The sequence below is a fragment of the Streptomyces sp. NPDC059248 genome (assembly GCF_042753905.1).
Classification (GTDB): domain Bacteria; phylum Actinomycetota; class Actinomycetes; order Streptomycetales; family Streptomycetaceae; genus Streptomyces.
The window spans coordinates 1-9469 of sequence record NZ_JBHYZV010000144.1 but is presented as its reverse complement, the minus strand read 5'-3'; the positions used below and the strand labels follow the sequence as shown (position 1 = coordinate 9469).

Here is a 9469-nt window from a genome sequence, read left to right as displayed (position 1 = left end):
CCGCGCCGCGCCCCCCCCGCCCGCCCCCGCGCCCCCCCCCCCCGGCCGGGGGCCCCCCCCCTTCGCCCCGGACCGACGCGGGCCCGCGTCAGTGGCCCCGCTCCGCGCCGCCGTTGACCTGGACGATCTGGGCGGTGATATGGCCCGCGGCGGTCGACGCCAGCCAGCGCAGGGTCCCGGAGACGTCCCCGGGACGGCCGACCCGGCCGGTCGACGTCTCCGCGACCAGCGCCGCGCGGCGGTCCTCGGGGAAGGGGCCGCCGAAGAAGTCGGTCTCCTCGACGAGGCCGGGGGCGACCGCGTTGACCGTGATGCCCCGCGGGCCCAGCTCCCGGGCCAGACGGAAGGCGTACGGATGGAGCGCGGCCTTCGCCGACCCGTAGCCCGGCGCCCGGCCGGAGCCCCGGTAGGCGGCGATGGAGCTGACGAAGAGGACCCGGCCGCCGGGGGTCGCCAGATGGTCCCGGAGCGCCTCGGTGAGCAGGACGGCGGTCAGGGTGTTGAGCCGGAAGGTCAGCTCCCACTCCGCGGCCACGGCGGCCAGCGGCTCGACGGGACCACCGGATCCCCCGGACCCCTCGGGCCCCTCGGGCCCCGCGGATCCCCCGGACACCTCAGGCCCCTCCCCCTTGGGCGCGGCCTTCCCGCCGTCGCCGCCCGCGCAGTGCACCAGGACGTCCACCGTCCCGTACTCCCGCTCGACGAATCCCGCGGCCCGCCGGACGTCGTCCGGCGCGCTCAGATCCCCCGGGTGGTACGCGGCGCCCGGCAGCGACCCCGCGGCCCGTGCCAGGACGTCGGCCCGGCGCCCCAGCAGCACCACCCGGTCCCCGTCCGCGGCGAACGCCTCCGCCGCGGCCAGCCCGATCCCGGTACCCCCGCCACTGATCACCACGGTGCGCGCCATGATCCGGATCCTATGAGCGGCGGGGTCGCACGGCCGGGCACACGCGCCCGGGGCGTGTCCCGCCCCGAAGACACGGCCTACCTCAGGCTGCGGACGTCCAGATGCCGGAGCACCCGGTCCACGATCTCCGGGTCGGCGCCCGGTTCACTGCGCGCCGCGAGCACTTCGTGGCGGGCGGCGGAGAGCATCTCGCGCTGGATCCGCTGGACCGACCGCAGCCGCTCCACCCGCCGGGCGTACCAGTCGCGGCGCTCCTCGTCGACGAGGTCCGGGCTGATCCGGGCGCCGACCTCGTACGCCGCGCGGTGCAGCCGCTCACTCACCTCCTCCGGCAGGTCCTCGACCTCCTCGATCTCCTTCAGCCGGTGGCGGGCGGCGGCCGCCGCGCGCAGCGCGAGCCGGTGTTCGAGGGCGCGCTCGGCGTCCGTGTCGGCCGTGACCCCGAGGCGCCGTACCAGCCAGGGCAGGGTCAGCCCCTGGAGCAGCAGGGTCGTGAGGATCACCACGAAGGCGATGAAGACGATCTCGTCGCGGCCCGGGAAGGGGCTGCCGTCGTCGGTGGTCAGCGGGATCGCCAGGGCGAGCGCGACGGAGGCGACACCGCGCATCCCCGACCACCACATCACCACGGTCTCGCGCCAGGAGACGGGGATGTCCTCGTCGTAGTCGCGTTTGGAGTGCAGCCGCTGGGCGAGCCAGGTCGCGGGCAGCAGCCACAGCAGCCGTACCCCGATCACCACGGCGGTGATCACCGCGCCCCAGCCGAGCATCCGCAGGACGACGCCGTCCGCGTGGCCGAACACCTTGCGCAGTTCGAGCCCGATCAGTCCGAAGGCGGCGCCGGTGACCAGGGTGTCCACGATGCCCCAGAAGGTGTTCCCGGCCAGCCGTCCCATGACGTCGTCCGCGTCGGCGGCGTGCTCGGCGAGGAAGAGCGCCGTGGTCAGCACGGCCAGGACGCCGGAGCCGTGCAGCTCCTCCGCGACCACATAGCTCACATACGGCACCATCAGCGTCAGCCCGACCTGGAGGGTGGCGTCCCCCAGGAAGCCCATCAGCCGGTTGGACAGCCAGCCGGTGGCCACGCCCACCGCCAGGGCGACCACCGCGGAGAGGACGAGCTGTCCGGCCGCGGACGGCAGGGAGAAGGTGCCGCTCACGGCCGCGGCGATGGCCACGTGGTACAGCACGATCGCCGTGACGTCGTTGAACAGCCCCTCCCCCTCCAGGATCGACACCAGGCGGCGCGGCAGTCCGAGGCGGCCGGCGACCGCGGTCGCGGCGACCGGGTCGGGGGGTGCGACGAGCGCGCCGAGGGCGACGGCGGCGGCGATGGGCAGACCGGGGACGATCGCGTTGACGACGACCGCCACCGCCGCGGTGGTCACGAAGACCAGGGCGACGGCGAGCAGCAGGATCGGCCGCAGGTTGGCGGTGAACTGGCGCCATGAGGTCCGCTGCACGGCGGCGTAGAGGAGGGGCGGCAGCACCAGCGGCAGGATGTACTGGGGCGGGATGTCCGCGTCGGGCACGAAGGGGAGGAACGCCACCCCCGCCCCGATCAGGGTCATCAGGACGGGCGCGGGCAGATCGAGCCGGTCTCCCAGGGGCACGGTCACCACGGCGCCGAACAGCAGCCCCAACAGCAGCGCGACCTGGTCCACACGCCCCTCCGGCCGGAGTGCCTCCCGACGACCTCCTCAGCGTGCCACGACTATCCGCTTCCGCGCCTTATGTCCGGGTCCGACCGGGGTCCGAGCCCGGTCGGCGGAGGGCGGACGGCAGAGGACAGAGAGCGCTGGGCGGTGGGCGGAGGACAGAGGGGGGTGTTACGCGCTCTCGGCCGCGATCCGGTCGAGGGCCGACTGGAGATCGTCCGGGTAGCCGCTGGAGTACTCGACCCACCGGCCGTCCGACGGGTGCTCGAAGCCCAGCCGTACCGCGTGCAGCCACTGCCGCGTCAGCCCGAGCCGCTTCGCCATCGTCGGGTCGGCCCCGTAGGTCAGATCGCCCACGCACGGATGCCGGTGCGCCGCCATATGGACCCGGATCTGGTGCGTACGGCCGGTCTCCAGCTTGATGTCCAGCAGGGACGCCGCCCGGAACGCCTCCATCAGGTCGTAGTGCGTGACCGACGGCTTGCCCTCGGCGGTGACGGCCCACTTGTAGTCGTGGTTCGGGTGCCGGCCGATCGGCGCGTCGATCGTGCCGCTCATCGGGTCGGGGTGCCCCTGCACCAGGGCGTGGTACCGCTTGTCGACCGTACGTTCCCGGAACTGCTGCTTCAGCAGGGTGTACGCGCGCTCCGACTTCGCCACCACCATCAGCCCGCTGGTCCCGACGTCCAGCCGGTGCACGATGCCCTGCCGCTCTGCGGCACCCGAGGTGGAGATCCGGTAGCCGGCCGCGGCCAGTCCGCCGATCACCGTCGGGCCGGTCCAGCCGGGGCTGGGGTGGGCGGCGACCCCGACGGGCTTCACGATCACCACGATGTCGTCGTCGTCGTGGACGATCTCCATGCCCTCCACGGGCTCCGCCACGATCTGGACCGGAGCGGGGGCCTGAGGCATCTCGACCTCCAGCCACGCCCCGCCGTGCACCCGCTCACTCTTGCCCACGACCGCGCCGTCGACCTGCACCTTCCCCGCCGCGGCCAGCTCGGCGGCCTTCGTACGGGAGAAACCGAACATGCGGGAGATGGCGGCGTCGACGCGCTCGCCCTCCAGGCCGTCCGGTACGGGCAGGGTGCGGATCTCGGGAAGCGTACTCACCGTTCGAGTATGCCTTGCCCGGGACCCGTGAACGGACCGTCGCCGATCCGTCGCCGATCCATCGCCGGGCCGTCGCCGGGCCGCATGCGCCCCGGGAGGGCCCGCCCGGGGGTATCGGCCGGACGCCCCGGCCGTCCCTCAGTCCTTGTGGACGGTGCCGTCCGGGTCGAGCCCCCGGAAGGAGAGGATCACGATCAGGATGCCGCCGGAGACGATCGCCGTGTCGGCGAGATTGAAGACGGCGAAGTGCGCGGGGGCGATGAAGTCGACGACCGCGCCTTCGAAGACCCCGGGCGCACGGAAGATCCGGTCGGTGAGATTGCCCAGCGCGCCACCGAGCAGCAGGCCCAGCGCCACGGCCCACGGCAGGCTGTAGAGCTTGCGGGCCAGCCGGATGATCACCACGATCACCGAGGCGGCGATCACCGTGAAAATCACGGTGAACGCCTCGCCGATACCGAAGGCCGCGCCCGGGTTCCGGACCGCCGTGAACTTCAGCAGATCGCCGACGACCTCGATCGAGGGCCGGTGCTCCAGCTTGGCGACCACGAGCATCTTGCTGATCAGATCGATCAGATACGCCACCACCGCGACACCGATCAGGACGGCGATCCGGCGCCTGCCCCTGGACTGGTCGGCCACGGGGGCCTCGTCCACCGCCGCGTCCCCGCCCTCGGCGGTCACCGCGTCCGATGTGCCCGATGCGTCCGACGCATCGGGCGAGCCCGGCGTCTCCGGCGTACCGATGATGCGCTCCGCCTCTGCCACGTGAGTCCCTCAACTAGTGCCTGACTGTGATCGAGGGTACGTCACACCCTCCGGGTCAGCCCCGCCGCTCCTGCTTCTGCTTGCACTCGACACAGAGCGTGGCCCGGGGGAAGGCCTGCATCCGGGCCTTGCCGATCGGTTTGCCGCAGTTCTCGCAGATCCCGTACGTGCCCGCGTCCAGCCGCAGCAGCGCCCGCTCGGTCTGCTCCAGCGTCTCGCGCGCGTTCGCGGCCAGGGACAGCTCGTGCTCCCGGGTGATGTTCTTGGTGCCGGTGTCGGCGTCGTCGTCGCCCGCGCCACCACCGGAGTCCCGCATCAGACCGGCCACGGCGGCCTCGGACGCGGCCAGCTCCGCGTTCAGCCTGGCCACGTCCGCCCTCAGTACGGCCTCGGCCTCGGCGACCTCCTCCGCGGACCACGGCTCCTCACCCGGGCGTACGACCAGGTCCTCGGCGGGCGCCGCCGCCGCGCGGGCGGTGGGCACCGCCGTCGGGCCGTCGCCCACGGCCACCGTCTTCTTCGCTCCCACAGTTCTGGCTCCTGTCTGCTTCACGGCTTTCCTCGCGGTACCTGCGGTCTTCTTCGCGACGGCCTTCTTGGCCACGGTCTTCTTGGCCACCGTCTTCTTCGCGACAGCCTTCTTCGCGACGGCTTTCTTCGCGACGGTCTTCTTTTCGGCCGGGGCCTTCTTCGCGGCCGTCTTCTTCGCGGCCTTCTTCGCCGGAGCGGACTTCCCGGCTGGGGCCTTTTCGGGCGCGGCTCCGCGCACGGCGGTCTTCTTCGCGGGGGCCGCCTTCTTCGCCGCGGCGGCCTTCTTCGCGGGTGCCTTCTCCGCCGCCTTCTCCGGGGTCGCGGCCGCGTCGTCCACCACGGCCTTCCGCGCAGCGCTCTTCTTCGCAGCGGTCTTCTTCGCCACCATGGCCGCGGCCCCTTCACATATTGTGATCTTGCTCGCGAATCGTGCTGGGACGATAAATCGACCCCAGCCCCGCGGCAAACGGGGCACGCCGCCGCCGCACCCGCCCCGGCGCCGGTGATACGGACCTTTCTCCGTTGTGCCCGGCTCTCCGCCGGGTAATCCGCCCCTTGACAGGGCCCGCGGGATCGCTCCGGCCGGTCTGGACCGTTCGGGTCAGCCTCCGGGGCGTGTCCCGCGGATCCCGCCCACCGCCGGGAATCCGGTCGGCCGCGCCCCCGCGGGGCCCTTACACTGGGCGGAGCGAAAGGCTTGGATGGGGACGAGTAGCGTCGTACGCAGCCATGAGCGACCCGGGGACGGTGCGAGCCCGGGGGCGAGCGCGGCGTGAAGCATCACCCCGGAGCCGCCGGAAGAAAGCCGCGGGCCCGCCCGTACGGCGACTAGACCCGGTGTCGCGACCCCAATGAGGGGGCGGTGCGCCGAGCGCCGCCAAGGAGGGTGGTACCGCGGGAGCCGGAGGCTCTCGTCCCTCCGACGGAAGAGAATCTGTCCGCCGGAGGAGTTCGCCCATGACACCCCCGCAGTACCGCCAGGTCCCCGCCCAGGTCGACCTGCCCGCGCTGGAGCACGCCGTCCTCGACTTCTGGCGCGAGAACAAGGTCTTCGAGAAGAGCCTCGCCCAGTCCGACGGCCGCCCCGAGTGGGTGTTCTACGAGGGCCCCCCGACCGCCAACGGCATGCCGGGCGCGCACCACATCGAGGCCCGCGTCTTCAAGGACGTATTCCCCCGCTTCCGTACGATGCGCGGCTACCACGTCGCCCGTAAGGCCGGCTGGGACTGCCACGGTCTGCCCGTGGAGCTGGCGGTCGAGAAGGAGCTGGGCTTCTCCGGCAAGCAGGACATCGAGGCATTCGGCATCGCCGAGTTCAACGCCAAGTGCCGGGAGTCGGTGACCCGGCACACCGACGCCTTCGCCGAGCTGACCGAGCGCATGGGCTACTGGGTCGACCTCGACGACGCGTACTGGACCATGAAGCCGGAGTACATCGACTCCGTCTGGTGGTCCCTGAAGCAGATCTTCGACAAGGGGCTGCTGGCGCAGGACCACCGGGTGGCGCCCTGGTGCCCCCGCTGCGGCACCGGGCTCTCCGACCACGAGCTGGCCCAGGGGTACGAGACCGTCGTCGACCCGTCGGTCTACGTCCGCCTCCCCCTCACCTCGGGACCGCTCGCGGGCGAGGCCGCGCTGCTGGTGTGGACGACGACCCCGTGGACCCTGGTGTCGAACACCGCCGTGGCCGCCCACCCGGACGTCACCTATGTGGTCGCCACCGACGGCACGGAGAAGGTCGTCGTCGCCGAGCCGCTGCTGGCCAAGTCCCTCGGTGAGGGCTGGGAGGCCACCGGGCAGTCGTTCACCGGCGCCGAGATGGAGCGGTGGGGCTACGAGCGCCCCTTCGACCTGGTCGAGTTCCCGGCGCCCGCGCACTTCGTGGTCAACGCCGACTATGTGACCACCGAGGACGGTACGGGTCTGGTCCACCAGGCCCCGGCCTTCGGTGAGGACGACCTCAAGGTCTGCCGCGCCTACGGTCTGCCGGTGGTCAACCCGGTCCGCCCCGACGGCACCTTCGACGAGGACCTGCCGCTGGTCGGCGGCGTCTTCTTCAAGAAGGCCGACGAGGCGCTCACCGCCGACCTCGGCGCGCGCGGCCGGCTCTTCCGCCATGTGCCGTACGAGCACAGCTATCCGCACTGCTGGCGCTGCCACACCGCCCTCCTCTACTACGCCCAGCCGTCCTGGTACATCCGCACCACCGCGGTCAAGGACCGGCTGATCGAGGAGAACGAGAACACCAACTGGTTCCCCGACTCCGTCAAGCACGGCCGCTTCGGCGACTGGCTGAACAACAACGTCGACTGGGCGCTCTCCCGCAACCGCTACTGGGGCACCCCGCTGCCGATCTGGCGCTGCGAGGAGGGCCACCTCACCTGCGTCGGCTCCCGCGCCGAGCTGACCGAACTGACCGGCAGCGACCAGTCGGAGCTGGACCCGCACCGCCCGTTCATCGACGACGTCACCTTCGACTGCCCCCAGTGCGCCGGTACGGCCACCCGGGTCCCCGAGGTCATCGACGCCTGGTACGACGCCGGGTCCATGCCGTTCGCGCAGTGGGGATACCCGTACAAGAACAAAGAACTCTTCGAGAAGCGCTACCCGGCGCAGTTCATCTCCGAGGCCATCGACCAGACCCGCGGCTGGTTCTACACCCTGATGGCCGTCGGCACCCTCGTCTTCGACAAGTCGTCGTACGAGAACGTGGTCTGCCTCGGTCATATCCTCGCCGAGGACGGCCGGAAGATGTCCAAGCACCTCGGGAACATCCTCCAGCCGATCCCGCTCATGGACCAGCACGGCGCGGACGCCGTCCGCTGGTTCATGGCCGCCGGCGGCTCGCCCTGGTCGGCCCGGCGCGTGGGCAACAACACCATCCAGGAAGTGGTCCGCAAGACCCTCCTCACCTACTGGAACACCGTCGCCTTCCAGGCGCTGTACGCCCGGACCTCCGGCTGGGCCCCCTCCGCCGCCGACCCCGCCCCGGCCGACCGTCCGGTGCTCGACCGCTGGCTCCTCGGCGAGTTGAACACCCTCGTCGGCGAGGTCACCGAGGCGATGGAGGGCTATGACACCCAGCGCGCCGGAAAGCTGCTCTCGGCCTTCGTCGACGATCTGTCGAACTGGTACGTACGCCGCTCCCGGCGCCGCTTCTGGCAGGGCGACGCGGCGGCGCTGCGCACCCTGCACGAGGTCGTCGAGACCGTGACCCGGCTGATGGCCCCGCTGACCCCGTTCATCACCGAGCGGGTCTGGCAGGACCTCATCGTCCCGGTCACCCCGGACGCCCCCGAGTCGGTCCATCTCACCACCTGGCCGACGGCCGAGGCGTCGGCGGTCGACCCCGAGCTGTCCCGGCAGATGGTGCTGGTACGGAGGCTGGTCGAGCTGGGCCGGGCGACGCGGGCCGAGTCCGGCGTCAAGACCAGGCAGCCGCTCTCCCGCGCCCTGGTCGGCGCGGTCGGCTTCGACGCCCTCTCGGCGGAGCTCCGCGCGCAGATCACCGAGGAGCTGAACGTGTCGTCGCTGGCGGCGCTCTCCGAGGTCGGCGGATCCCTGGTCGACACGACCGCCAAGGCCAACTTCCGGGCGCTGGGCAAGCGGTTCGGCAAGGGGGTGCAGGCGGTGGCCCGCGCGGTCGCGGAGACCGACGCGGCGGCGCTGTCGCTGGCACTCCGCTCCGGTACGGCGACGCTGGAGGTCGAGGGCGAGACCATCACCCTCGGCCCGGACGAGGTCATCATCACCGAGACCCCGCGCGAGGGCTGGTCGGTGGCGTCGGACTCGGGTGCGACGGTCGCCCTCGATCTGGAGATCACCCCCGAGCTGCGTCTCGCGGGGCTGGCCCGGGACGCGATCCGGCTGATCCAGGAGGCCCGTAAGAACAGCGGTCTGGACGTGGCGGACCGGATCGCCGTGGTCTGGTCGTCGAGCGGCGACGAGACGACCCGCGCGCTCACCGAGCACACCGGACTGATCGCGGACGAGGTCCTCGCGACCTCCTTCGCCGACGGCTCCCCGGACGAGACCTTCGGCCCCGCCTTCACGGACGAGCCCCTCGGTCTCACCTTCCATCTGCGCAAGGTCTGACCCGCCGGGCCCGGCCCGGCCCCGTCCCGTTCCGTCCCGTACGCCGCACCGCGCCCATCGCGCGGTGCGGCGTTCGCCGTTCACCGCCACAGCGGCGCGTCGGCGCGTCGGCGCGTCGGCGCGTCGGCGCGTCGGCGCGTCGGCGCGTCGGCGCGTCGGCGCGTCGGCGTACGAGCGTATCGGCCTACCGGCATATCGGCGTTCCGGAATATCGACAGGCCGCCAACCGGAACCTTCGTCGGACGGTCCGGCCGCCGTCGGCACCTCCGGTCGCACGGGAGCACGGCCCCGGCGCGCGTGGGGATCGAAGGCCCCCGGACACGCTTCCGTACACCTCGGTCCGCCCCGGCCCCGGCACCCGTCCACCCGCTCCCGGACATGCGGAAGGGCCGGGCCC

Annotated in this window: 6 protein-coding genes; 1 reads left to right on the top strand and 5 read right to left on the bottom strand. The window is 72.3% G+C overall.

The genetic code is table 11. The features are described from left to right. Positions 1-88: 88 nt before the first annotated feature. From ACFXG1_RS32550 to ACFXG1_RS32530, 5 genes are all read right to left on the bottom strand, one after another. Positions 89-907 (bottom strand): SDR family NAD(P)-dependent oxidoreductase, encoded by an 819-nt coding sequence (locus tag ACFXG1_RS32550; RefSeq protein ID WP_384745786.1) that lies wholly within the window; start codon positions 905-907, stop codon positions 89-91. A 77-nt stretch (positions 908-984) separates the two neighbouring features. Beyond that, positions 985-2571, bottom strand: a complete 1587-nt coding sequence (locus tag ACFXG1_RS32545; RefSeq protein ID WP_384719899.1) for a Na+/H+ antiporter — start codon at positions 2569-2571, stop codon at positions 985-987. 165 nt (positions 2572-2736) lie between these two features. Then, the gene (locus tag ACFXG1_RS32540) at positions 2737-3678 is read right to left on the bottom strand and encodes an RluA family pseudouridine synthase (protein ID WP_384719897.1); all 942 of its coding nucleotides are present in this window, start codon (positions 3676-3678) and stop codon (positions 2737-2739) included. Between the two features lie 138 nt (positions 3679-3816). Next, on the bottom strand, positions 3817-4446 hold the full coding sequence (gene lspA / locus ACFXG1_RS32535; protein WP_384745783.1) for a signal peptidase II: 630 nt from the start codon (positions 4444-4446) through the stop codon (positions 3817-3819). Positions 4447-4501: 55 nt separating this feature from the next. After that, complete coding sequence (locus ACFXG1_RS32530; protein WP_384720509.1) at positions 4502-5365, bottom strand: TraR/DksA family transcriptional regulator; 864 nt, start codon at positions 5363-5365, stop codon at positions 4502-4504. 569 nt (positions 5366-5934) lie between these two features. Between ACFXG1_RS32530 and ileS the strand changes: the two genes are divergently transcribed. Next, positions 5935-9072: an isoleucine--tRNA ligase gene (ileS, locus tag ACFXG1_RS32525; protein WP_384745781.1), complete on the top strand. Its 3138-nt coding sequence runs from the start codon at positions 5935-5937 to the stop codon at positions 9070-9072. Positions 9073-9469 lie beyond the last annotated feature (397 nt).